Origin of the sequence: Thermoanaerobacter sp. RKWS2 (assembly GCF_026240795.1) — a bacterium.
GTDB lineage: Bacteria > Bacillota > Thermoanaerobacteria > Thermoanaerobacterales > Thermoanaerobacteraceae > Thermoanaerobacter > Thermoanaerobacter ethanolicus.
This window is the reverse complement of record NZ_CP110888.1, coordinates 2,036,569-2,058,727: the sequence shown is the minus strand read 5'-3', so window position 1 is coordinate 2,058,727 and position 22,159 is coordinate 2,036,569. Positions and strand designations below refer to the sequence as shown.

The 22,159-nt window shown below is 33.3% G+C and carries 20 protein-coding genes, 4 pseudogenes and 1 riboswitch; of the genes and pseudogenes, 22 read left to right on the top strand and 2 right to left on the bottom strand.

Annotation, left to right across the window (positions count from 1 at the left end):
- Nucleotides 1-9 precede the first annotated feature (9 nt).
- From OEI98_RS10955 to OEI98_RS10915, 8 genes and pseudogenes are all read left to right on the top strand, one after another.
- A complete protein-coding gene (locus OEI98_RS10955) occupies nucleotides 10-894 on the top strand; it encodes a carbohydrate ABC transporter permease (RefSeq protein WP_266037893.1) in 885 nt (294 codons plus the stop codon).
- Nucleotides 894-1,721 (top strand): carbohydrate ABC transporter permease, encoded by an 828-nt coding sequence (locus OEI98_RS10950; RefSeq protein WP_266040666.1) that lies wholly within the window; start codon nucleotides 894-896, stop codon nucleotides 1,719-1,721. Before OEI98_RS10955 ends, OEI98_RS10950 begins: the two co-directional genes overlap by 1 nt.
- A gap of 15 nt (nucleotides 1,722-1,736) precedes the next feature.
- Nucleotides 1,737-3,212 (top strand): glycoside hydrolase family 32 protein, encoded by a 1,476-nt coding sequence (locus tag OEI98_RS10945; RefSeq protein WP_266040664.1) that lies wholly within the window; start codon nucleotides 1,737-1,739, stop codon nucleotides 3,210-3,212.
- Between the two features lie 66 nt (nucleotides 3,213-3,278).
- Nucleotides 3,279-4,247, top strand: a complete 969-nt coding sequence (locus OEI98_RS10940) for a carbohydrate kinase family protein (protein WP_266037891.1) — start codon at nucleotides 3,279-3,281, stop codon at nucleotides 4,245-4,247.
- Between the two features lie 152 nt (nucleotides 4,248-4,399).
- Nucleotides 4,400-5,373 (top strand): annotated as a pseudogene (locus OEI98_RS10930) (LacI family DNA-binding transcriptional regulator).
- A 143-nt stretch (nucleotides 5,374-5,516) separates the two neighbouring features.
- A complete protein-coding gene (locus OEI98_RS10925; RefSeq protein WP_266037885.1) occupies nucleotides 5,517-6,593 on the top strand; it encodes a bis-aminopropyl spermidine synthase family protein in 1,077 nt (358 codons plus the stop codon).
- A 94-nt stretch (nucleotides 6,594-6,687) separates the two neighbouring features.
- Nucleotides 6,688-6,837, top strand: coding sequence for a hypothetical protein (locus OEI98_RS10920; RefSeq protein WP_156770930.1), 150 nt, complete (start codon nucleotides 6,688-6,690; stop codon nucleotides 6,835-6,837).
- A gap of 27 nt (nucleotides 6,838-6,864) precedes the next feature.
- On the top strand, nucleotides 6,865-7,290 hold the full coding sequence (locus tag OEI98_RS10915) for a hypothetical protein (protein WP_042833507.1): 426 nt from the start codon (nucleotides 6,865-6,867) through the stop codon (nucleotides 7,288-7,290).
- Nucleotides 7,291-7,307: 17 nt separating this feature from the next.
- Here the strand turns inward: OEI98_RS10915 and OEI98_RS10910 are convergent, their stop codons facing one another.
- Nucleotides 7,308-7,937 carry a class I SAM-dependent methyltransferase gene (locus OEI98_RS10910; RefSeq protein ID WP_266037878.1) on the bottom strand — a complete coding sequence of 210 codons (630 nt, stop codon included), beginning with the start codon at nucleotides 7,935-7,937 and terminating at the stop codon, nucleotides 7,308-7,310.
- 221 nt (nucleotides 7,938-8,158) lie between these two features.
- Nucleotides 8,159-8,218, top strand: a riboswitch (Fluoride riboswitch).
- A gap of 104 nt (nucleotides 8,219-8,322) precedes the next feature.
- Here OEI98_RS10910 and OEI98_RS15365 point away from each other — a divergent pair.
- From OEI98_RS15365 to OEI98_RS10860, 8 genes and pseudogenes are all read left to right on the top strand, one after another.
- A pseudogene (locus OEI98_RS15365) lies at nucleotides 8,323-10,084 on the top strand (dynamin family protein).
- Between the two features lie 147 nt (nucleotides 10,085-10,231).
- Nucleotides 10,232-10,591, top strand: coding sequence for a DUF5320 domain-containing protein (locus OEI98_RS10890; protein WP_266037870.1), 360 nt, complete (start codon nucleotides 10,232-10,234; stop codon nucleotides 10,589-10,591).
- Between the two features lie 194 nt (nucleotides 10,592-10,785).
- Complete coding sequence (locus OEI98_RS10885) at nucleotides 10,786-11,148, top strand: NifB/NifX family molybdenum-iron cluster-binding protein (RefSeq protein WP_003868043.1); 363 nt, start codon at nucleotides 10,786-10,788, stop codon at nucleotides 11,146-11,148.
- Between the two features lie 14 nt (nucleotides 11,149-11,162).
- On the top strand, nucleotides 11,163-12,011 hold the full coding sequence (locus OEI98_RS10880; RefSeq protein WP_266037866.1) for an ATP-binding protein: 849 nt from the start codon (nucleotides 11,163-11,165) through the stop codon (nucleotides 12,009-12,011).
- Nucleotides 12,008-12,883, top strand: a complete 876-nt coding sequence (locus OEI98_RS10875) for an ATP-binding protein (protein WP_004403535.1) — start codon at nucleotides 12,008-12,010, stop codon at nucleotides 12,881-12,883. Before OEI98_RS10880 ends, OEI98_RS10875 begins: the two co-directional genes overlap by 4 nt.
- Nucleotides 12,880-13,224 carry a NifB/NifX family molybdenum-iron cluster-binding protein gene (locus OEI98_RS10870; RefSeq protein WP_029688253.1) on the top strand — a complete coding sequence of 115 codons (345 nt, stop codon included), beginning with the start codon at nucleotides 12,880-12,882 and terminating at the stop codon, nucleotides 13,222-13,224. The genes OEI98_RS10875 and OEI98_RS10870 overlap by 4 nt, the downstream gene beginning before the upstream one ends.
- A 19-nt stretch (nucleotides 13,225-13,243) precedes the next feature.
- Complete coding sequence (locus tag OEI98_RS10865; protein ID WP_266037861.1) at nucleotides 13,244-14,062, top strand: MBL fold metallo-hydrolase; 819 nt, start codon at nucleotides 13,244-13,246, stop codon at nucleotides 14,060-14,062.
- 19 nt (nucleotides 14,063-14,081) lie between these two features.
- Nucleotides 14,082-14,417 (top strand): NifB/NifX family molybdenum-iron cluster-binding protein, encoded by a 336-nt coding sequence (locus OEI98_RS10860; protein WP_266037859.1) that lies wholly within the window; start codon nucleotides 14,082-14,084, stop codon nucleotides 14,415-14,417.
- On the opposite strand, the pseudogene OEI98_RS10855 reads toward OEI98_RS10860, so the two are convergent.
- Nucleotides 14,396-14,860 (bottom strand): annotated as a pseudogene (locus OEI98_RS10855) ([FeFe] hydrogenase H-cluster radical SAM maturase HydE); the annotation flags it as partial. The gene OEI98_RS10860 and the pseudogene OEI98_RS10855 sit on opposite strands and share 22 nt — an antisense overlap.
- A gap of 171 nt (nucleotides 14,861-15,031) precedes the next feature.
- On the opposite strand from OEI98_RS10855, the gene OEI98_RS10850 reads away from it, so the two are divergent.
- The 6 genes and pseudogenes from OEI98_RS10850 to tsaA all read left to right on the top strand — a co-directional run bounded on the left by OEI98_RS10850 (nucleotide 15,032) and on the right by tsaA (nucleotide 22,062).
- Entirely contained in the window at nucleotides 15,032-16,372 is a 1,341-nt protein-coding gene (locus OEI98_RS10850; protein WP_028986127.1) for an FAD-dependent oxidoreductase, read from the top strand.
- A gap of 288 nt (nucleotides 16,373-16,660) precedes the next feature.
- A complete protein-coding gene (locus OEI98_RS10845; protein ID WP_266037143.1) occupies nucleotides 16,661-17,944 on the top strand; it encodes an IS110 family transposase in 1,284 nt (427 codons plus the stop codon).
- 520 nt (nucleotides 17,945-18,464) lie between these two features.
- A complete protein-coding gene (locus tag OEI98_RS10840; protein WP_004401630.1) occupies nucleotides 18,465-19,601 on the top strand; it encodes an iron ABC transporter substrate-binding protein in 1,137 nt (378 codons plus the stop codon).
- A gap of 61 nt (nucleotides 19,602-19,662) precedes the next feature.
- Nucleotides 19,663-20,728, top strand: a pseudogene (locus tag OEI98_RS10835) (FecCD family ABC transporter permease).
- Nucleotides 20,725-21,477 (top strand): ABC transporter ATP-binding protein, encoded by a 753-nt coding sequence (locus tag OEI98_RS10830; protein WP_003871146.1) that lies wholly within the window; start codon nucleotides 20,725-20,727, stop codon nucleotides 21,475-21,477. The pseudogene OEI98_RS10835 and the gene OEI98_RS10830 overlap by 4 nt, the downstream one beginning before the upstream one ends.
- A 168-nt stretch (nucleotides 21,478-21,645) precedes the next feature.
- On the top strand, nucleotides 21,646-22,062 hold the full coding sequence (gene tsaA, locus OEI98_RS10825; protein ID WP_004401627.1) for a tRNA (N6-threonylcarbamoyladenosine(37)-N6)-methyltransferase TrmO: 417 nt from the start codon (nucleotides 21,646-21,648) through the stop codon (nucleotides 22,060-22,062).
- Nucleotides 22,063-22,159: the final 97 nt, after the last annotated feature.

Below are 22,159 nucleotides of genomic sequence, written 5' to 3'. Positions count from 1 at the left end.
GATATGAATGTGAATCAAGAAAAAACTTTGTTGGCTAAACTCAAAACGTACTTGATATTTGCAGGACCTACTACTTTTGCTTTTCTCACAGTAATAATATTACCGTTTTTATATGGAATATATTTAACTTTTACTGATTGGGATGGTATTTCTGCTACACATGCTTTTGTAGGTTTTTCAAATTATTTACAAGCATTTAAAGATAAGGTGTTTTGGACATCTTTTTTATTGACATTAAAATATGTATTTTTCGCAGTGATATTGATTAACGTTATAGCATTTTTCTTGGCTTATGTATTAACGAGTGGTTTAAAAGGTCAAAATTTCTTTAGAGCAGGATTTTTTACTCCCAATTTGATAGGAGGAGTATTATTAGGTTTTATATGGCAATTTATTTTTTCGGAGATTTTAGTATATTTTGGGAAATCATACAATGTACCGATTTTTTCTAATTCTTGGCTATCAGACCCTGACAAAGCTTTTTGGGCTTTGGTTATTGTGACAGTCTGGCAATATACTGGTTACATGATGGTGATATATATTGCAGGTCTGGTAAATATACCGAGAGATTTGTTAGAGGCGGCAAGTATAGACGGTGCAAATTCTTATCAAAGACTAAAAAATGTAATACTTCCATTAATGGTGCCTTCTTTTACTATAAGTGTTTTTTTGACATTACAAAGAGGGTTTATGGTTTACGATATAAACTTAGCTTTGACAAATGGAGGCCCCTATAAAAGTACAGAATTGATATCACTTCACATATACAATACTGCTTTTTTGCACCAGCAGTATAGCACTGGTCAGGCAAAAGCGATTTTCCTCTTTTTTGTGGTAGCGACCGTCACGTTGCTTCAAGTGTATTTTAGCAAAAAACTGGAGGTGGAAAATTGATGGAAAAGAATAATCGCCTACTTAATGGAATAAAATTTTTTGCTTTAAGTATTTTTTTGGTGCTTTATATATTTCCATTTTTTATAGTTTTAATTAATTCCTTTAAAGAGAGAAAGGAAATACTCGAAAGTCCACTCAAGCTTCCGTCGGTGCTGAATTTAAGCAATTACATTGATGCTTTTACAAAAATGAATTATATACATGCTTTTTTGAATTCTTTGATTATAACTGCTTTTAGTGTATTTTTGATTACATTGCTGTCATCAATGACTGCTTATATATTTGTAAGAAAAAAGTGGAAATTCAATCAGTTTATGTTCTTTTTTATGGTGGCATCTATGATTATTCCTTTCCAAGGGATAATGATACCCCTTGTAAAAATATATGGTTCTATCGGCATGATGAATAGCAAATGGGCATTGATTTATATGTACGTAGGTTTTGGTGCATCTTTGGCTGTATTTATGTATCACGGTTTTATAAAGAGTATACCATTGGAATTAGAAGAAGCTGCTACTATTGACGGAAGTAGCCAACTTCAGACTTTCTTTAAAATTGTTTTTCCGCTTTTGAAGCCAGTAACAACAACAATAGCTATATTGGATATATTATGGATATGGAATGACTTTCTATTGCCATATTTAGTACTTATGGCACCAGAGCAGAGGACTCTACCGCTTTCTGTTTTCTATTTTTATGGAACTTACACGGTTGACTATGGACGTGCTATGGCAGCTCTTATGTTAGCTATAATTCCTATAATAATTGTATATTTACTAATGCAAAAGCAGATTATAGAAGGTGTTTCAAAGGGTGCAATAAAATAATGGACTGGAGGTAGAATTGGAATGAGTAATATAAATGACGCAAATAAGTATATTCAAGCAAATAAGAGTAGATTAAATTTACAATATAGATTGAAATACCATTTAATGGGTGAATATGGTTGGATTAATGACCCTAATGGATTTATATATTACAAGGATAATTACCATTTGTTTTATCAGCACAACCCTTATGATGCAGTTTGGGGGCCAATGCATTGGGGGCATGCGATTAGTAAGGATTTGGTTAAATGGACTTATCTTCCAATAGCGTTAGTGCCGGGAGATGATTTTGACAAAGATGGGTGTTTTTCAGGTAGTGCCATTGAAAAAGACGATATGTTATGTTTACTGTATACTGGACACATATATACAGGACCTGATAAGAGTAAAGATTATAAGCAGGTTCAAAATTTGGCTTACTCGAAAGATGGCATTAATTTCATAAAATATAGTAAAAATCCTGTAATTGGAGAAAAACAAATTCCAGAAGAAGCAAGTAAAAAGGATTTTAGAGATCCTAAAGTTTTTAAAAACGGACAATATTATTACATGATGTTAGGTTCAAATGATGGAAATGGACACGGGCAGGTATTATTGTATAAATCAACAAATTTAAAAGATTGGGATTTTGTAAATATACTTGCGAGAGGGAATGAAAACACAGGTTACAATTGGGAATGTCCTGATTTATTTGAATTACAGGGTAGGCATGTACTGATGGTATCTGCAGAACATATAAAGACTAGAGGGAATGATTTTAATAGTACTCACTCATCTATCTATTTTATTGGAGATTTAGACATAAACAAAGGGATATTTAAGTTTGATATTGATGGTTATCAACAGATTGACTATGGATTTGACTTTTATGCTCCACAAACTACTAGTGATAAATTGGGAAGAAGGCTTATGGTTGCATGGATGGATATGTGGGGGGAAGTTATGCCAACACAAGAAAGAGGCCATAATTGGGCTGGAGCCATGATATTACCAAGGGAAATTTTAATGGTTAATGGTAAATTATATTTTAGGCCGATTAAAGAAATAGAAAACTACAGAAAAAATCATTATAAGCTTATAAACTTAAAGCTAGATGGAGAAAAAAACTTAGACACATATGGTGACTGTTATGAACTTGAAGTTGAGTTTGAGGGGGGTAAAGCAGAGGAATTTGGTTTAAAAATAAGAAAAGGAGACAATGAAGAAACTATTTTATCATATAAAAGATATGAATCATTATTTATATTTGACCGCAATAAATCAGGTATAGGACCTAAAGGAGAAAGGAAAATAAATGTAGCTTTAAAAAATAATAAACTTAAACTCAGAGTATTTGTAGATGTAAGTTCGGTTGAGATATTTATTAATGATGGGGAAAAAGTAATGAGTGGAAGGATATATCCTAGCAAAGATTCGGTAAATATATCTGTATATTCTAAAGGGGAATGCAAAATTAATTATTTAAATAAATGGGATATTGTTGTAGATTAAATTTATTGATAAATTTAAATTGAGCGTTACCACAGTGTAAAATAAAATCTGTGTGGGGTGATTATAATGTATGATGTTATAGCTTTAGGTGAGTTGCTGATTGATTTTACTCCTGCAGGGTTTTCTGATAATGGAAATACACTATTTGAAATGAATCCTGGGGGAGCACCTGCAAATGTGTTAACTGCTGTTACAAAATTAGGAGGAAAAGGTGCTTTTATAGGTAAAGTAGGTGATGACCAATTTGGATATTTTTTAAAAAAAGTGCTTGAAAATAATCAAATTAATACTGACGGTTTAAAATTTACTACAAAAGCAAATACAACTCTTGCTTTTGTACATCTTGATGACAAAGGAGACAGAAGCTTTACTTTTTATCGAAATCCGGGAGCTGACACAATGTTGGAAGAAGAGGATATTGAACTGGATTTAATAGAAAAAGGAAAAATATTTCATTTTGGGTCTTTATCTATGACAGATGAACCTTCGAGAAGTGCCACATTAAAAGCTATTGAATATGCAAAACAAAATAAAAAAATTATTTCATATGACCCAAATTGGAGACCACCTTTATGGGAAAATGAAACTGTTGCGAAAAAAGAAATGGTTTTGGGATTACAATATGCAGATATAGTGAAATTATCTAAAGACGAACTACAATTTCTAACTGGAGAATCAAACTTGGAATATGGCAGTAGAACATTATTTGATATGGGGATAAAACTAGTTTTAGTAACTTTAGGAGCAAAAGGTTGCTATTATAGACATACATCGGGCACAGGACATATACCTGCATATCGTGTAAATGTGGTAGATACAACAGGAGCTGGAGATGCTTTTTTAGGAGGAGTTCTTTATAATATATCAAAAATAGATTATCCCCTAGATAAATTAAAAACTCAAGAACTCGAAAAAATTATTGACTTTGCTAATGCTACCGGTGGACTATGCACAACTAAAAGAGGAGCAATTCCTGCAATGCCAACATTAGAAGAAGTAAAATATTTACTAGTACATGGTGTAAAATCGTTGTAAAATATGCCATTAGTCCGTATTTTTGTAGGCTAAATTAAGCGAAAGAAAGCGATTTTAATACGCGCATTATCTCAATATGAAAACTTTAATTGTAATTACGATAAAGGTATAATAGAAGAGGAGATAAAAAGTAGTAATAGAAGGTGATAGACATGCCAACTATAAAAGACGTAGCGAAAAAAGCAGGAGTTACTGTTACGACTGTATCAAGGGTTTTAAATAACAGAGGCTATATAAGCGAGGTAACGAGAAAAAAGTCTATGAGGCGATGAAAGAATTAAATTACCAGCCTAACGAATTAGCAAGGTCCTTATACAGAAAAAAATCCTATTTAATAGGTTTATTAATTCCCAATGTATCACACCCTTTTTTTGCAGAGTTGACAAGTTTCATAGAATATTACGCTTATCAAGAAGGTTATAAAATTTTGTTGTGCAATTCTGGGCAAGATAGTAGCAAGGAAAAAGAGTATATAGATATGCTGAAAAGACATCAAGTTGATGGTATAATTATTGGCAGTCATACCTTAGAAGCAGAGCAATATTTAAATGTGAAACTTCCTATAGTGGCAATTGATAGATATTATTCCAATATACCTTATGTAGCTTCAGACAATTATAAAGGTGGAATTTTGGCTACAAAACTTTTAATACAAAAGGGATGTAAAAAAATCGCTCACATAAGCGGACCATTGATTTTGAATACACCGGCAAATAACCGTTATAAAGCGTTCAAAGATGTAGCAACACAAGAGGGTGTGGAACATTACGTTGTAGAAACAAAATTAAATAGCTTTGAAATAGAAGAATTTAAAAAAATAGTAAGAGACCTTTTTAAAGAACATCCAGACATCGACGGGATATTTGCCAGTGGCGATTTAATCGCTGCTTCTGTAATAAGTGTGGCTAAAGAGTTAAATAAAAAAATACCTCAGGATTTGAAAATTGTAGGTTATGATGATATAAATGTTGCTAATTTGGTAGTTCCCTCTTTAACAACCGTAAGACAACCAATTAAAGAAATAGCAAGAAAAGCTATTGAACTGATATTACGCCAAATAGATGGTGAAAAGGTGGAAAAAGAAAATATTTTGCCTATAACTCTGATAGAGAGGGAGACTACGTAATTTTGACCTCTCTTGACTTTTTTATTCAATTAAATGTATAATTTTATGTGCTGGCCTAAATATTGGCTTAAATGGAATATACCCCTGTATGGTATTTTGAAGGTGTAAAAAGCTTGTAGAAATACTATTATGGGGGTGAGAAGATGGAAAGTCTACAAGATATAGCGCACCAAATCTACCAAAAAACAGGGGTTATGACTTCCTCTAAGGATGTGGAAAAAATATTGTCAGCTGCTGCAGCAACTCCGCATTTTTGGGAGATTATAACTCTTTCACAAAAACCTTTTTCAGTTGTAGCAGAAATAATTGAGTTACTACGTCAAAAAAATTTGTTGAAAGTTGAGAAAAATGGAGATATAAAATTTAATTCTAAAGGTTTAGAATATCTTGGGAGTCTTAAAATAGCTCCAAAAAGAACATATACTTGTCACGCGTGTGAAGGACGAGGGATAAACTTTTCTAAATTAGAAGACTTGATCAAAAAATTTGACCAAGTGACAGTAAATCGCCCAAAAGCTATTAGCGATTATGACCAAGGTTTTGTTACGACACAAACAGTGGTGGGCAGAATAGCTCTCCTGGCTGAAAGAGGAGATTTAGAGGGGAAAAAGCTTTTAGTTTTAGGTGATGATGACCTTGTAAGTATAGCAGCAGGACTTTCAGGTATGACAACGGAAATTGTTGTGATGGAAATAGACGATAGACTAGTGGAATACATCAATGAGGTGGCAAATAAATATAATCTGCCTATAAAAGCCATGAAATACGATTTTAGAGACAAACTACCAGAGGAATATGTAGGGTATTTTGATACTTTTATTACTGACCCGCCAGAGACTATAGAAGCTTTGGAAATTTGCATAGGAAGAGGGATTTCTGCTCTTTCCAAAGAAGGGTGTGCGGGGTATTTTGGACTGACGTCGATAGAGGCCTCATTGGAAAAGTGGAATGTTTTCCAGCAAATTTTAGCAAGTAAATTTAAAGTGGTAGTGACAGATATTATCCATAACTTTAATCATTATGTAAATTGGGACTATCTTTTAAATACAGTAGGTAAACAATATGAATTTGTGCAAGTAGAGCCAAAACTTAATTGGTACCGGTCTTCTATGTATCGTATAGAGACCTTAAAAGATTCAAAAGGAATTGAAAATGAATATAAACCTTGTGAATTATACGTAGACGAAGAAGCTTTAATATACAGAGGAGACAAAGCATAGGCTTCCATACTAATGTGGAGGCCTATATTTATTATTCAGTACAAGCACAAGACAAACTATAAAATCATATATAAAAATGAGTATATAAAATTTTATGAAAAGAGTGATCGCTATGAAAGAAGAAAAAGAAGGATTAAATGCTTATTTGCTTGTAATTGTACTTTCGTTGATTCTCTATTTCGGTTTGGGTTATGCAAAACCTGAAGAGCCAGCGATAATAATTTTTCCACTGCCAATAAGATGACATAAAAGTTATAGGGGGAGAAAATACATGTTTTCATCGGATAATTTAGAATCCCAATTGAAAGATTTGCTATTAAAGCTAGGATTAAGGGAAAATAGCGAAGAGAATGGTCAAAAAGAAAATAAGGAGGAGGATAAAGATGAAGAAGGTGGAGAACATCCTGATGTAGATGGAGGGAAAGGTGATAAAGGGAATGGGGAAAATGGTGAAAAAGATAATACAGGTGGAAAAGGAGGAGATGAAAAAAAGAAGGGAGTCTTAACCCCTTCACAGATAATGGTTATTTTAGGTATACTTAGTGGAGCTTTGGAACCTATTTCAATAATTGTGGATAGAAATCAAAATGTGCAAATTGTTTTATCAGGTACATTGATAGAAAAAATAGAATCAAAAGAGGATACGCAACCCAAAGAAGGGGATTTTTTAGACAACGTAATAAAAGCTTTGTTTTAAAAAGTGTAGTTCAAATATCATTTTTTAGCGCTTATTACTATGAAGGAGCCTTTGCCAAAGCCATATCTTACAGGTTCTTTTTCTTTCATTTCATCAAGTTTTTTAAAAATGGTCTGTGAGAAATTGAAATTTTTAAATCCTGCTTCATAAAGCAATTCAACTATTTCACTTGTAGAATAAAACGTTGCTTCTTTGTAAAATAGACTTTTTTCTTTATTTGCTTGATATATTTTGCCAATTGTGCTCTCTCTATCTACAAAGCCTATTAAAATTGTACCGCTATTTTTAAGTACTCTAAAACATTCTTTGAAGGATTTTAGCACATCGTCTACAAAACATACAGTCGTCACCATTAAAACAAGGTCAAAAGAGTTGTCTTCAAACGGAAGATTTTCTGCTACTCCATCTACCACATTAAGACCCCGTTCTAAAGCAATTTTTCTCATTTGATAAGAAGGTTCTACTCCGCTTTTTATACCTAGAGGTACTGCAAACTTTCCAGTTCCGATTCCTACTTCCAACCCTTTTTCAAATTTCGGCATAAGCAATTTTACAGCATCTAATTCCGATTGATAGGCGTATTCATTTTTTTCAAACCATTCTTCATATCTGTCAAAATGTTTTTCAAAAGCAGATATTTTAGGCATAATTTCTCATCCCTTCTGAAACTTTTTTCTACTTTTTCTTCTTGTCTTTCAAAACTTATAGACTCATTCTTTGAAAGTCACACTTTAAAAGTCAAACACACTCTTTAATAAATCTTCCCTTGATTTCATTATATCATATAACAGAAATATACTGCACGCATATCTTTAGCTTTTACTATCTTGCAAAGTTTTTACATTTTGGGTATAATGATATTGACAATTGTATAAAAAGTGATGGAACTCACTTCAACCGCCGAAGGGCTGATAGTTCCTACTTGGTGTAAAAGCCAGTAGGAACTATTTTGCTTTTTAGGGGGTGATGGTAAGGTAAAAAATGTCACTCCATATCTGAATTTCGATTATACTGTTGATATGAGGTGAGCTAATGAAGGAGCAATATAACCAGATGAAAAGAAGCTTAGATGTGATATTTGAAAAAATAGAAAGAATATCAAAAGATATCAATATTAAAGCAGTAGGAGAAGCTGTTTCAGAAGTTAAAAATAAATTTTGCAATAATATTTTTTATCTTGTGATATTAGGACAATTTAAAAGAGGAAAATCAACATTTACTAATTATATGTTAGGAGCTGATATACTTCCAACAGGTGTTGTTCCTTTAACATCTGTTATAACAAAAATCCAATATAGCACTGATATATGGGCAAAAGTTCTATATGATGATGGCAGAAGTGAAAATATTGACATTAAAGAATTGGATTTGTATTGCACAGAAAAAAACAACCCTAAAAACATAAAAGGAGTCAAGGAAATACATATAGGATATCCTTTTGAGTTTATAAGTAATGACGTAGTAATCATAGATACACCGGGAATTGGTTCAGTCTATAAACATAATACAGATGTTGCATATAGTTATATAAATAAAGCTGATGCTGTGATTTTTTTGCTTTCAGTAGACCCTCCTATAAGTGAACTGGAAAAGGAGTTTTTGTCTAAAATATCTGAAAATGTTAATAAAATATTTTTTGTTTTAAATAAAATTGACTATGTAAATGAAATGGAGTTAAAGGAAATAATCAATTTTAATGAAAATATTGTAAGAGAAATTACAAAGAATAATAACATTTCTATTTATCCAATTTCTGCTAAATTGGCATTAGAAGGCAAAATATCAAAAGATAATAAAGCAATTGAAAAGAGTGGAACTCAAAAGCTGGAAAATGATTTGCAGAATTTTTTAATAAAAGAAAAAGAAAAAGTGTTGCTTGAAAGCTATGCCAAAAATATTGAAAGAATTATTTCGATGTGCCAAACTTTTTTGAAAGCAGTATAAAATTGAAACAAATTCCATTAGAGCGTCTTGAATCTAATATAAAATCTTTTGAGAACTTTATTAAAGAAGTTGAAAAAAGCAAAAAAGAAATATCCTTATTGTTTCAAGGTGATATGAAAAATATTTTACAGAATTTTGATAAAAAGATGGAAGAATATAAACAGTTTATCAGTATAAGAGTATCAGAAAAGATAAAAGGATATTACCACGGTATTCGTGACTTTAGTCGAATTAATCAGAAAAAGAGCTTGAAAAGTACCTCGAAAGAGCTATTATAGAAGAATTTGAAAAATTAAAAGGTCATATTGAAAGGGATATTGAAGAACAATATAGTAAAGCTTTGTCTAATTATCTTTTAAGGCTCAATGCAGTCATTGATGAAGTAAAAACAGTAGCAAACGAATTGTTCGGCATAAATCTGGAATATTTTAAAAGCGTAGGTGGTATTACGGCAGAGAGTAAATTTACATACAAGATAGGATATGATGTTGGTGCATTAGAAATAGACCCTGTGTATTTTACCTATTTTTTGCCTAAAAAATTTGCTGGAAAAATTATTTTAAAAAGGATTTTAGATAGAGTAGACATTGATGTTGACAGAAACATAGGTCGCATTCGTTATGATTTATTAACAAGGATTGAAGAAAGTTTTAGTGAATTTGAAAAAGATATGAATTTTAAATTACAAACGATGTATGATACTGTAAAAGAACTACTTGCTAAGTCAATAAAGGATTATAAATTTGATAGAGATAGCTTCGAAAGAGAAAAAGCTTGTTATCAGACATTGCTAAAAGATATTGAAAAAATACGTGAAGAATTAGAGCATGTTTTAAATATGTTGAAATAATATAGTGAAGTATATAAGTGAAAGAATTTAAAAATTCAACAATAAAAAATATTTTTTGGGTAAAATATTATTGACATAAGTCCATAACAGTGATATTATATAACTAGGTAATGGTCATATGACCAAAATAAAAGAGGAGGGATTGATATGCCAAGAGGAGATGGAACAGGTCCAATGGGTTTAGGCCCAAGAACAGGAAGAGGCTTAGGATATTGTTCAGGATATAATGTACCTGGTTATTTAAATCCTGTAGGAGCATACTGGGGATTTGGCAGAGGCTTCGGTTGGTTCGGCAGAGGAAGAGGATTTAGACATATGTACTATTTAACAGGATTTCCTGGTTGGGCAAGAGGATGGTATGGTTATGGGTATCCTCAATATCCTGGCTACAATATAAATGAAAAAGATGTTTTAAGTGCTGAAGCAAAATATTTGGAAGACCAATTAAAATATATAAAAGAAAGATTGGACCAATTAGAGAAAAAAGACGATAAAAAAGAGGAATAATTAGTTTTAAAAGTCGCAGTCACGCAAGTGGCTGCTTATTTTTATGCTTTAATTTGATATAATTTGGCTAAAGTGTTATAGTAAAACAGATTAAGTGCGCTTTTTGTTTAATAAATTTATTGACATATGACAAAAATAATAATATATTAATAAATGTAAGTAACATATGTCAATAATGAAATGGAGGATGCAATATGAAAATAGCTATTTCCTCAGAAGGAAAAACTCTTGAAGCTAAGGTGGATTCAAGATTTGGACGAGCTCAATATTTTATTATAGTTGATAGTGAGACGATGGATTATAAAGTTATTGACAACGCTGCAGTAGCCCAAAGCAGTGGTGCGGGCACTAAAGCGGCACAGACTCTTATAGATGAAGGCGTACAAGTTCTCATCTCAAGCAATGTAGGACCAAACGCTATGGAAGTATTTAAAGCAGCAGAAATTCCAGTTTATAAAGCAATAGAAGGAGATGTAAAAACAAACATAGAGCTTTTTAAAAATGGAAGCCTTGAAAAGATAACAGAAGCGACAAATCAAGGACATCACCATCATTAAAAGGAGCATTGAAGATGAGAAGAGTCAAGATTTCTGTATTGAGTGGTAAAGGTGGGACAGGAAAAACAACTGTTTCTGTTAACCTTGCCAAAACTTTTAATAATAGCCTGTACGTTGATTGTGATGTAGAAGAGCCTAACGGCTATTTATTTTTAAATCCTCAAATAGAAGATGAAAAAACGGTTAAAGTCGTAATACCTGAAATAAACTACGACAAATGCACATTATGTGGTGAGTGTGTAAAAGCGTGTAGATTTGGAGCTTTGACAAAATTAATCAAAAAAATTCTCGTGTTTGACCACTTATGTCATTCCTGCGGAGCTTGTTTTGAGATGTGTCATTATGATGCCATAGTAGAAAAATACAAACCTATTGGAACGATAAGGAAGGGCAAAGCCCAAAGCGTAGATTTTATAGACGGAAAATTAAATTATGGAGAAGCGACTGGAGTGCCTATTTTAAAAGAGATTAATAAATTGATTGAGAATGTAGATAAACCTGTAATAGTGGATAGCCCGCCAGGGACTTCCTGCCCAGTTATACATTCTATTGAAGGAAGTGATTTGTGCATTCTGGTTACAGAACCTACCCCTTATGGTATGCACGACTTTGATTTAGCGGTACAGCTTGTAAAACAGATGGGCATTCCTATGGCCGCTGTCATTAATAAAGCTGGGGAAGGGGACAATATTATCGAGGAATACTGCGAAAAAGAAGGCATAAAAGTTTTAGCGAAGATTCCTTTTAAAAAAGAGTTTGCAGAGGCCTATTCAAAAGGTAAATTGTTGATTGAGGTTAATGAAGAGGTAAAAGGAATATTTGAGAAGTTGACGACTGATGCATTGGGGTTGATAAAAAAATGAAGCAGTTAGCAATTTTAAGCGGGAAAGGTGGTACAGGGAAGACCACAGTTGCCACTACTTTGAGCACCATTGTCAAAAATAAGATTATGGCGGATTGTGACGTAGAAGCTCCTAACCTAAATATAGTTTTGCAAGGAGAAATAATAGAAAAGCAAGACTTTTACGGCAAAGAGACAGCAGTAATTGACAAAGACAAGTGTATTGAATGCGGACTTTGTGAAAGACTTTGCAGGTTTGATGCTATTTCAAATTTTGAGGTAAATCCTTATTATTGTGAAGGTTGTGGCCTTTGCATGTATAAATGCCCTGTTGAAGCGATTAAATTGGTAGAGGAAAAAACAGGCCATGTAGTATATGCCAAGACAAAGTCGGGAGAAAAAGTAGTATATGCAGAGCTTTTTCCTGGAGCAGATGGTTCAGGGAAATTGGTGACAGAGGTGAGAAAGAAGGCGAAGGAAGTAAGTGACGATAACGATGAGTATTTGATAATTGATGGCACTCCAGGAATAGGATGTCCTGTCCTTGCTTCTGCTACGGGTGTTGATTTGGTATTAATTGTTACAGAACCTACACTTTCTGGTTTTGCTGACATGAAGAGAGTATTGTCAGCGATAGAAAGCTTTAAAGTTCCTTCCGTGGTGTGTGTCAATAAATGGGATTTAAATAAAGAAGTATCACAACAAATAGAAAAATATTGTGAGGAAAACAACATTGTGGTTGTTGGGAAAATAGATTTTGATGAAACAGTTGTAAAAGCTTTAAAAAATTTACAAAGCTTAAGTAGTTATCCTGACAGCACTGCTTACCAGCAAATTTATAAAATGTGGCTTAGGATTAAAGAAATTTTAGATGAAGGGGTGGAAAGTAAATGAAAATTGCTGTTGCTTCAGAAGGCGAAGAAGTTTCAATGCATTTTGGACATTGTGAAGGTTTTTGGATTTTTGATGTGGAGAATGGTAAAATAAAAGACTCTACTTTTTTACCTAATCCCGGTCATAGGCCAGGATTTCTCCCAGAGTTTTTAAAAGACAAAGGAGTTGATTGTATAATTTCTGGAGGAATGGGGACTAGTGCTATTGAGCTTTTTAATAGTTATGGAATAGATGTAATAACTGGCGCTGAAGGAAATGCTACAGAAGTGGCAGAGAAGTACATCAATGGTACTTTGATATCTTCTAACAGTCCTTGTGAAAAACACGAACATCATCATTAAAGAAGGGAGGAGAGAATAATTGGAAATACAAGTGCTTATAGAAAATGTGGTTTTTAATAAAAATTTTGTAGCAGAACATGGATTATCAATTTTAGTAAAAAAAGATGATAAAGAAGTTTTGGTGGATACCGGCCAGAGTGAAAACTTTATAAAAAATTGTGGTTTAATGGGTATAGAGGTAGAAAGGTTACAAAAAGTAGTGCTTACTCATGGCCATTATGACCACATCGGAGGGCTAAAAGGGTTACTTGAAAAGAATCCCAATGTAAAAATATATGCTCATAAGCGGATTTTAGATAAAAAATATGCATTGAGGAAAAATGGAAATATAGATGAGATAGGTTTTAACTTAGCAATTTACAATAAATACAAAAATAATTTTGTGCTAATAGAGGAAGATACAGAAGTAGAAAAAGATTTTTTTGTGATCACAAGCACTGACATAGTTTATGACAATGAATTCACTACTAAGAATTTTTTAATTGAAGAAAAAGGAGAAAAAATAAAGGATAATTTTTTAGATGAGGTTTTTGTGGTAGTAAAAGAGGAAGATGGAATTAATGTAATTACGGGATGTTCCCATGCAGGTATATTAAATATTTTGGGAACGGCAAAAAGGCGTTTTGAAGGAAGTTCTCTCAAGTCATTAATTGGAGGTTTTCATTTAAGAGGTATGCCAGAAGAAGAAATCATAGAAATAGCCAAAAAAATAGATAGCTATGGAATAAAGAAAATATATACAGGTCATTGCACGGGAATAGACGAATATGGAATCCTAAAATCTGTTTTAAAAGACAAACTATCTTATTTGACTACCAGTTCATCAATTATTGTTTAACAGAAGAGGAGGACTTTTTGTGATAAAAGTGGCAATAGGCTCTAACGACAAGATACATTTATCAGATAACCATTTTGGAATGAGCAAGTATTTTATAATCTTTGAAGTAGATGAAAATAATAGCTACAAAAAAGTTGAAGAAAGGGAAAATCCCTATGGGGGAGATAAACATAAACATGCTGAGGCAGATGAGATAATGGAAGTTTTAAAGGACTGTCAAGTTTTTATTGGCAAGGCAATGGGTAAAGAGAGCCAAAGGAGAATAAAAGAAGAATGGAATAAAACTCCTATAGTAGCGAAAGATGTAGACACTGTTGAGGAAGCTATAGAACTTTATTCTAAAAAGTTTTTGTAAAGAAAGGAACGATTGTTATTTAATATTTTTTTACGATAGCCTTTATCTTTTCCAATTGTCCTATTTTGGGATAAAATAAGCTTTTTGATATTTTCAAGGCTATTTACAGCTTCAGAGGGATTGTCGGGCACTTTTCCAGGATAAAGTTTATATAATTTTTTATACTCATCTATACCTATATTTGGCATTATTACATTAGCTCCACATTTTAGTCCTTTAATATAACCTGCTTTGTCTTTAACAGCCAAAGCAGTAGTAGCAGGTATGTTAATGTCAGGCAATAGTAGTCTTGATAAAGCCAACATTTTTAATACAATTTCCACATTGCCGCCTTTTTCCCTTTCTAAAGGTGTGTTTTCGCAAGGTATAAAAGGACCTATTCCTAGCATATCTGCATCTATTTTTTTAAAGAATATGAGGTCCTGTGCCAGCATTTCTAAAGTATAAAACAATTGTTAATAAAAAATCAATAAAATTGTTAAACTATTTTCTTAACAAATTTTTGATATTTTATTGACATAAGTTTATTATAATCCTATAATTTACGTAGAGGTACCCTACAGGGTAGGGGGTAGTTTCTAGCAAAATGCAAAATATAGGAGGTAATAGAAGTGATGGAAACTGATGTTTTGGTCATTGGAGGAAGCGCAGGTGGAATTTTAGCAGCTTTATCTGCTAAAAAAACTTACAAAGATAAGAAAGTTACTGTTGTAAGAATGGGAGAACGGGTAATGGTTCCTTGCGGTATTCCGTACATTTTTGGAACATTAAAAGACACATCTAAAAATGTTATACCCGATGCAATGCTTACCAATGCTGGTATTGATTTAATAATAGATGAAGTTCTTTCAATTGATAGGGAAAACAAAAAAGTTAATGCTAAAAAGAGTGGAGAAATTTCCTACAAAAAACTAATTTTAGCGACAGGTTCTTTGCCAATAGTTCCTACTTTTATACCAGGGCATGACTTAGAAAATGTATTTACAATAAAAAAAGACGAAGAATACTTAAAATTTGTTCAGCAAAAGATTAACGAGGCTCAGGATGTTGTAGTAATTGGCGGTGGATTTATTGGTGTTGAAATGGCAGAGCAGGTGCAACTTCTTGGCAAAAATGTAACAATAATTGAGGTTGCTGACAAGCTTTTGTGGCAAGCCTTTGACCCTGAATATAGTGATATGGCAGAAGCTACATTAAAAGAACATGGTATAACAATAAAAACAAATACAAAAGTTACAAAACTTATAGGGGATACAAAAGTAAAAGAAGTAGAACTGCATACAGGTGAAAGAATAAAAGCTGACGTTGTCATATTAGCTATGGGAGTGAAACCAAATACTAAGTTAGCTGAAGCTGCAGGTATAAAACTCAATGAAAGAGGAGCAATAACAGTTGATGAATACATGAGAACTAACGATCCAGATATATTTGCTGTTGGTGACTGTGCAGAAAAGAAGTGTTTCTTTACAAGAAAGAATGTTCCTATACTTCTTGCCTCTACTGCGGCTAATGAGGCAAAAATTGCAGGTGTAAATGTATTTCAATTAAGATTGGTTAGGGAAAATAAAGGTACAATAAGTGCGTTCTCTACAAAGATATATAATACTGCTTTTGCTGCTGCGGGTCTTACAGAAACGCAAGCAAAAGCTGAAGGCTTTGATATAGTGGTTGGAAAGTTTAACACAATGGACAAACACCCTGGAACTTTGCCTAATGCAAAAAATGTGAATATAAAATTGATTTTTTCAAGATATTCTGGAGTCATATTAGGAGCTCAAATAGCAGGAGGAGAAAATGTTGGTGAAATGATTAATATTTTAAGTCTTGCAATACAAAAAGGAACAACAGCGTCAGAATTAAATACCTTCCAAGTGGCGACACATCCACTACTCACATCTTCTCCTGTGTCATACCCAATAAATTCAGCTGCTTTAGATGCTATGTCAAAGATATGAGAATTTTAAGAATTAAAAAAACAGGCCAAATTTGGTCTGTTTTTTTAATGCCTATTGTTTTCGCTATTTTTTCGTGTTATAATTTTTAAAAAAGTAACACCGTATTATACTACTCGTATACATTATACATGGACCGATAATAGTAAAAATTTATTAATGGAGCATTCCTGTAATGAATAAAAAATAAGGAAGAATGAACTTTGAAAAAATAAGTACCTCCTGATAAAATACAGAGTGTAAGTTCTAGAACTTACCTCGAATTATCAAAATAAACAGGAGGTACCTAAAATGAAGTATACACAAAATGAAAAGATTTTGCAAGTAACAGAAGACACATTAATTGCGGGAGTAGACATAGCAAAAGAAAGCCATTATGCCAGAGCATTTGACTACAGAGGAGTAGAATATGGGAAATACCTAAGATTTGAAAACAATAGAGAAGGTATGACAAAATTTTTTAGATGGGCAAAAGACTTGATGGAGAGACATAAGAAAAACAAACTAATAGTAGGGATAGAACCGACAGGGCAATATTGGCTATGTTTTGCCCAATACCTTAAAGACAATAACATAAAGGTAGTATTGGTTAATCCATTTCATGTAAAGAGGAGCAAAGAATTAGATGACAATTCTCCCACAAAAAGCGATAAAAAAGACCCAAAAACAATAGCAATGCTAGTAAAAGACGGGAGATATGTAGAGCCGACAATACCTGAAGGAGTATATGCAGAATTAAGGGTAGCGATGGACATAAAAGACAGGTTGAACAAACAAATAGGGATGACAAAAAATCAAATAACAAGATGGATGGACATATACTTTCCGGAGTTTAACACCGTATTTTCAGACTGGGAAGGGAAAGCAGCACTTATCACATTAAGAGAATTTCCAACGCCTGAGAAGATAGCAAAAAAGAGTGCTGAAGAAATAATATCGATATGGAAGAAAGAAGTACAAAGAGGGGTAGGAGAAAAAAGGGCTATAAAGCTGATAGAAACTGCTAAGGAGAGCATAGGGAAGAAGCAGGGCATAAAGATGGCGGAATACGAGATAAAGACTCTCATTGAACAATACGAATTTCTCAAAAAACAAATTGAAGAAATAGAGAAGAAGATAGAAGAATTAATGGTTGAGATACCAGGGGTTAAAGAACTACTAGAAATCAAAGGGATAGGAGTAAATACAGTAGCAGGTTTTATTGCAGAAGTAGGAGATATTGAAAAATATGAACATCCAAAACAGATACAAAAACTAGGAGGATTAAACCTAGTAGGAAATAGCTCTGGTAAGTATAAAGGAGAAACGACAATAAGTAAAAGGGGGAGGAAACGATTGAGGAGAGTACTATTTACTGCAGTAATGGCCTTGGTTGCAAAAAACGAAGAGTTTCGTGAACTTCACAAATATTACACTACCAGAGCGCAAAACCCGTTAAAAAAGAAGCAATCACTAATAGTATTGTGCAACAAACTGATAAGGATATTTTATGTCATATTAAAGAAAGGAGTAAAATATGACCCAATCAAGATGATAAAGGACATAAAGAGGCCACTATTACAGGAAGCTGCATAAAAAGTGCCAACATACTATCAAATCAATTAAGGGTTAATCATCTTCTCTTCAGCTTTAACTTGCTCACATCTAAAAAGCTGACCCTTAAGAAGAATTAATTTTTAGGGAAAACGAAAGTGTGAACGACGTGACATAAAAGGTAAAGTAAGGAATAAAACAAAAACAACTAGTCAAGATGGTATATTGACAACAAGAGCGGGAATTGTCATAAAAAATAATCACCATACGGGCAAAGACCCTGCAATGGAGCAGAAATGACATCCACCTCATGGCAGGTAGAACGAAGGAATTAAGGACGGAGATCCAGTGAGACATGGGAGGGTAAACCCCATGAGATAAGTGGAGTTATCCCGCCATAATATGGAAATAGGATATGAGGTTTATTAAACTTACCTATTTAATGGTTAGATAAGTAAGAAATGATAATATAAGCCATGAGATGCTCTTGTTGTGATGAGAAAATTAAAGAAAAACTAAGATATTAAGAGAAAATAAAAGATAATAGAGGGAGGGGTAATTAGTGTCAAAACAATTAAAAAAATTTAATGGAATAGTTGTTATTTTGTTAGTGATTGTCATTTCTTTGACAGCTTGTAGTAAAGCTTCACAAAATCAATCTCAAACTTCTCAAACTTCCAAGGAAACAGTTCAAACAGTTACAGATTTAGTTGGAAGACAGGTAGAGATAAAGACCCCAGTACATAAAGTTGTAGGGATAGGTCCAGGAGCTTTAAGACTTATAACCTATATAGATGGGATTGATAGAGTCGCAGGAGTAGAAAATATAGACAAAAAACTTGTAGATGGTAGAACCTACAATATGATTTTTCAAGAGAAATTAGCTCAACTTCCTACTATTGGACAAGGTGGTCCTGATTCTACAGCAGATGCAGAGAAATTAGTTGAAGTAAATCCTGACGTTATTTTTGTGATATCTTTGCTCGACAAAGCCAAAGCTGATGACTTGCAGGCCAAAACAGGAATTCCTGTGGTAGTTTTAAGCTATGGCAAACTCGGTACTTTTGAAGAGGATGTATATACCTCATTAGAGATTATAGGAAAGATTATGGGAAAAGAGGATAGAGCTAAAGAAGTAGTTGACTACATCAAAGGAATTCAAAAAGATTTACAGGACAGGACAAAGGATATATCAGAGGATAAAAAGCCAACTGTTTATATAGGTGCACTAGGATTTAAAGGTGCACACGGTATAGAGAGTACACAAGGGAATTATCCGCCTTTTATGGCTGTAAATGCAAAAAATGTAGCTGATACTTTAGGACAAAAAGGAAGTATCATGATAGAAAGAGAAAAATTATTAGATTGGAATCCTGATATAATATTCATTGATGAAGGGAACTTTGATTTAGTTAAACAAGATTATCAAAAAAATACTGATTTTTATAAAAGTTTGAAGGCTGTTAAAAATGACAATGTATATGGAATTTTACCTTACAACAATTACACTACAAATATTGACACAGCTTTGGTAGATTCCTATTGGGTTGGAAAAGTTCTTTATCCAGAAGCATTTAAAGATATCGATCCTGTAGAAAAGGCAAAAGAAATTTATAGTTTGTTTTTTGGAGATTACGGAAAAAATGTGTATGACAAAATGGAAGAAGTGTATGGGGGTTTTGAAAAAATTAAGTTTTAGAGTATAACATAATTCCTCCGCTTTTCGAGTGGGGGAATTACAAAGATAAGGGGATGAAGCTTTGAGACAGTCATTTATATATACTGTACCGGATAGCTATAATAAATATATCAAAAGAAAAATATTGATTATATTTTTAACAGCTTTGGCTACATTTGTACTTGCAGTATATGCTATAAATGCAGGTTCGGCTGGCATTAGTACCTATGATGTCATAAAAACGTTGTTAGGTAAGGGAGAAGAGAGATTTCGTATCATAGTTTGGAACATTAGGATGCCAAGGGTTTTAACAGCAATTGTAGCAGGAATTGGTCTTTCAGTTGCAGGATGTGTAACCCAAAGCATTTTAAGAAATCCCTTAGCCTCTCCTTTCACTTTAGGTATTTCTCAAGGAGCAGCTTTTGGAGCAGCAGTAGCTATAATTGTGTTTGGTGCAGGTAGTACTGCAAATTCTGATTCTGTGATTATAAACAATCCTTATTTAGTAGTTTTTTTTTGCTTTTTTGGGTTCAATGGGTTCGACAATAGTCGTATTGATGTTGGCAAAAAGCTTTAGAGTAACTCCTGAAGCGATGGTTTTGGCAGGAGTAGCTTTAGGGTCTTTGTTTTCAGCTGTTACTATGATTTTGCAGTATTTTGCTGATGATGTAAAAGTGGCTTCTGTAGTTTTTTGGACATTTGGAGATATAGGAAGGGCATCATGGAAGGATTTGGGCATAATGTCTGTAGTTGTAGGTATTTCTCTGATACATTTTATGTTTAACAGATGGAACTATAATGCTTTAGACAGTGGAGAAGAAACGGCAAAAGGTCTTGGAGTTGACGTGGAAAGAGTAAGATTATTAGGCATGTTTGTCTCTTCTTTAATTGCTGCCGTTATTACCTCTTTTGTAGGAATTATAGGCTTTATTGGACTTGTTGGACCTCACATAATGAGGAGATTAATTGGAGGAGACCATAGATTTTTGATTCCTGCTTCTTCTGTAATGGGAGGTTTAATACTTTTAGCATCAGACACTTTAGGCAGAACTATTATTTCACCGGTAGTATTACCTGTGGGCGCTATAACCTCCTTTTTGGGAGCACCGGTTTTCCTCTATGTGCTTTCAAGGGGGTATAAGAGATGATTTTAGATATAGATGGTATTGAATTCAGTTATACCAGTGTACCCGTTTTAAAAGATGTTAAATTTACTCTTCAAAGAGGAGAGTTACTTTCTATTTTAGGAAACAATGGGGCGGGGAAATCTACTCTTTTGAAGTGTATAAATAAAATTCTAAAACCTCACAAAGGAGCAATATATATCGAAAAAGATGAAATTTCAAAATTAAGTAGAATAGAGGTAGCTAAAAGAATAGGATATGTGGCGCAAAGGAATGAGAATGGTCGATTTACTGTATTTGATGCGGTACTTTTAGGAAGAAAACCTCATATAAAGTGGGATGTGACTGAAAGGGATATAAAGATTGTAAATGAGGTGTTAAAAAAATTTGATTTAGAAAAATTATCACTGTGCTATTTAAATGAGTTAAGTGGAGGAGAATTGCAAAAGGTAGTCATAGCGAGGGCTTTAGCACAGCAACCTATTGTAATGCTTTTGGATGAGCCGACGAATAATTTGGATTTGAAAAACCAAATCGAGGTTTTAAGAATTGTGAAAGAGACAGTGAAAGAGCAAAATATAGCAGCAATTGTTATAAGCCACGATTTAAATTTGGCACTTAGATTTTCTGATAAATTTTTACTTTTAAAAGATAATACCATTTTTGCTTATGGTGGAATGGAAGTCATGACTGAGGAAAATATAGAAGCTGTTTATGGTATACCTGTTGCAGTAGAAAAATGCCGTAATATACCAATAGTTATACCACTCTAAATTGTAGAAAGGGGTAGTTTAGCTTGAATTTAATACCAATAGGAATTATTCACAGTCCTTATACAGACAAGGGGGACGGTTCCTTCCGTCTGAGTTTTCGGACATGGGGAACCGTCCCTTCCGTCTGAACTTTCATTCCACTTTAACGGAAAGGAAGGGATAATTGCCGTGGAATTGATACCTATAGGTGTGATACACAGTCCCTATAAAAAGAGAGGGGAAGCGCCTCATCAAGGAAGGGTGAGCGATAAGGAAGCAGTGTTGGAAATATATCCTGAGTTTCAAGAAGGGCTTCAGGATATAGAGAGTAAAAAGCACATAATAGTTCTTTACTGGTGCCATTTAGGGAAAAGAGATGTCATAAAAACTGCCACTCCATGGGGGCCAGAGATAAAAGGAGTATTTGCCACTCGTTCTCCTTCAAGGCCAAACCCTATAGCTTTTTGTGTGGCTGACCTTGTAAAAATTGAAGGAAATAAACTTTATGTAAAAGGTGTGGATGCCTTAGATGGAAGTCCTATACTGGATATAAAGCCTTATGTTTATGAACTTGACAGCATAAAAGGTCCAGAGGATACATTGTAATATACCCTTCAATACAGTTAAAATATGTGGCAATACGCTGCGGAGAATGAGATAAGATTTAAAGACGGGAAAAAGGTCTGTATAGATTGCTTTGAAG

Bases quoted from the DNA above. Each gene is read 5' to 3' on its own strand.
- OEI98_RS10950 (WP_266040666.1), top strand. From the start codon at position 894: ATGGAAAAGAATAATCGCCTACTTAATGGAATAAAATTTTTTGCTTTA.
- OEI98_RS10940 (WP_266037891.1), top strand. From the start codon at position 3,279: ATGTATGATGTTATAGCTTTAGGTGAGTTGCTGATTGATTTTACTCCT.
- OEI98_RS10925 (WP_266037885.1), top strand. From the start codon at position 5,517: ATGGAAAGTCTACAAGATATAGCGCACCAAATCTACCAAAAAACAGGG.
- OEI98_RS10920 (WP_156770930.1), top strand. From the start codon at position 6,688: ATGAAAAGAGTGATCGCTATGAAAGAAGAAAAAGAAGGATTAAATGCT.
- OEI98_RS10915 (WP_042833507.1), top strand. From the start codon at position 6,865: ATGTTTTCATCGGATAATTTAGAATCCCAATTGAAAGATTTGCTATTA.
- OEI98_RS10910 (WP_266037878.1), bottom strand. From the start codon at position 7,937: ATGCCTAAAATATCTGCTTTTGAAAAACATTTTGACAGATATGAAGAA.
- OEI98_RS10890 (WP_266037870.1), top strand. From the start codon at position 10,232: ATGCCAAGAGGAGATGGAACAGGTCCAATGGGTTTAGGCCCAAGAACA.
- OEI98_RS10885 (WP_003868043.1), top strand. From the start codon at position 10,786: ATGAAAATAGCTATTTCCTCAGAAGGAAAAACTCTTGAAGCTAAGGTG.
- OEI98_RS10880 (WP_266037866.1), top strand. From the start codon at position 11,163: ATGAGAAGAGTCAAGATTTCTGTATTGAGTGGTAAAGGTGGGACAGGA.
- OEI98_RS10875 (WP_004403535.1), top strand. From the start codon at position 12,008: ATGAAGCAGTTAGCAATTTTAAGCGGGAAAGGTGGTACAGGGAAGACC.
- OEI98_RS10870 (WP_029688253.1), top strand. From the start codon at position 12,880: ATGAAAATTGCTGTTGCTTCAGAAGGCGAAGAAGTTTCAATGCATTTT.
- OEI98_RS10850 (WP_028986127.1), top strand. From the start codon at position 15,032: ATGGAAACTGATGTTTTGGTCATTGGAGGAAGCGCAGGTGGAATTTTA.
- OEI98_RS10845 (WP_266037143.1), top strand. From the start codon at position 16,661: ATGAAGTATACACAAAATGAAAAGATTTTGCAAGTAACAGAAGACACA.
- OEI98_RS10830 (WP_003871146.1), top strand. From the start codon at position 20,725: ATGATTTTAGATATAGATGGTATTGAATTCAGTTATACCAGTGTACCC.